This window comes from Vibrio sp. 10N.222.46.A1 (assembly GCF_041473595.1).
In the GTDB taxonomy this organism is placed as follows: Bacteria; Pseudomonadota; Gammaproteobacteria; order Enterobacterales; family Vibrionaceae; genus Vibrio; species Vibrio tasmaniensis_A.
This window is the reverse complement of record NZ_JBFRSN010001203.1, coordinates 1-1,829: the sequence shown is the minus strand read 5'-3', so window position 1 is coordinate 1,829 and position 1,829 is coordinate 1. Positions and strand designations below refer to the sequence as shown.

General features: G+C 42.8%; 1 protein-coding gene. It reads right to left on the bottom strand.

The window, feature by feature from the left end; translation table 11 throughout:
• Nucleotides 1–290: 290 nt before the first annotated feature.
• Nucleotides 291–1,529: a DEAD/DEAH box helicase gene (locus tag AB4496_RS25200; RefSeq protein WP_009846449.1), complete on the bottom strand. Its 1,239-nt coding sequence runs from the start codon at nucleotides 1,527–1,529 to the stop codon at nucleotides 291–293.
• Between the last annotated feature and the right edge of the window lie 300 nt (nucleotides 1,530–1,829).

The following is a 1,829-nucleotide window of genomic DNA, read 5'->3' as shown; positions in this document are numbered from 1 at the left end:
ATGTAGAGCTTGCACGTTTCATTTCAATGACCTCCCGGTTTTTAGACACTAATAGAAAAATCTAGTTGTCAGATATAGGGGCGTCAACGTGATTTTAGAGTATTTTTTTTGAGCAACCAAGAATCAATACCTTGGCATCATAATTCATAAAAGTGTCATTTAGGTTGGCATCTTTATGGAGGTTTGAGGGCATAAGTTTGTATTTTGGTCCTGCTAATATGAGATCAACCATAAAAAAGCCCAGTGCAAACTGGGCTATTCGATTTTCTGTGGTTACTTTGAATAACAGGTTATTTCGAAGAACTTGGTTTGCTCTTAAATTGCTTAACACTCTTCTTTTTTGCGGTTCTTCGGTTAGCCATCTTGTCTTTAGGCGGACGTTTGCGAGCTGTCGCTTCAGATGCAGGTTTGTCTGTAACAGGGAAACCTTCCAACGCTTGTAGCATAAGAGGTTTATTGGTCAGAGTACGAATTGCATTCAGGTAGTCAGTTTCGCTGTGGCTAACCAGAGAGATCGCGCTGCCAGTACTTCCTGCTCTTGCTGTGCGACCAACTCGGTGGACGTAAGTCGCCGAATGCGATGGCAAATCAAAGTTAATTACGACAGGTAGTTGATCAATATGGATGCCTCTAGCCATAACGTCGGTGGCGATAAGCACACGAGTCTTGCCATTTTTGAAACTCTCTAATGCTTGCTCTCGCTCTTCTTGGCTCTTATTTCCGTGTAGCGCATTCACACTTATTTTGGCTTTACTCAATCGCTTGGTTAATGCATCTGCATTGTCTTTTGCGCCAATAAATACCAATACCTGCGACCATGCGTGCTGATTGAGTAGGGCGATCAGCGCTTGAGCTTTACTGCCTTTGTTCACTAAGTACAGAGTTTCTTCAATAGCCGCGACCACACTGTTTTCTTGATGCGTCGTGACCTTTACTGGATTAACAAGAAGCGCCTCAGTCTGACTGATCAGCTCTTTTGGCAGCGTAGCCGAAAACAGCAGTGTTTGATGCTTTTTAGGAAGAGCAGAAATAATGGTTTGAACATCTGGCCAAAATCCCATGTCGAGTAAACGGTCTGCCTCATCAAGAATTAAAGACTTGCATTGGGTTAGCTCGAGCTTGTTCTCTTGAATAACGGCATGTAGGCGGCCAGGAGTTGCGATCACGAGTTGTGGCTTTTCTAACAATTGCTGTTGCTGGATCTCGATATCAACTCCACCAGTCAGTGTCACCGTTTTGATATCAAGTGTGGTTGCGATGGGTTCTAGTGCTTTGGCTACTTGAGAGGCAAGTTCACGGGTTGGAACAATGATTATCGCTTGTAGTTCATTTACATCATGCTTGATGCTGTTCAGCAAAGGTAAGCCAAATGCCAACGTTTTTCCGCTACCCGTTTGAGCCAACGCCAGCACGTCTTTCTCCGCAATAATTGTAGGAATTACTGCTTGCTGTATCTCTGTCGGCTTATTGAATTGAGATGGGATCGCGGAGACGGTTTTTGGGTTAAGGGTTAGGCTATCAAATGACATAAATGAACCAAGTATCAAAAGGGAGGTGGAGTTTAACAGGACGTCAAAAGTTAGAGAATCAGTTTATCGGTAAACTTCAGCTTGGCCTTCAGTCTTAATATTTGGGGGAATAGAACCTGAGATAGACGACTTACATCCCATTTTCTATCGAATCCTAAGAACCATGGATATTTTGGCGTAAAAACCTAAAGCAATTGAACGCAAAGACGATATAATTATTAGTTATCCTTTTGGTTGGCATATGTGTTTTGAATCTAGGTTTGAAGTTTAAGGATGATTTAAGCCAACGGGGACGGGTAT

What these genes read in the sequence shown, in the direction of transcription:
- AB4496_RS25200 (WP_009846449.1), bottom strand. Translation starts at nt 1,529, where the DNA reads ATGTCATTTGATAGCCTAACCCTTAACCCAAAAACCGTCTCCGCGATC.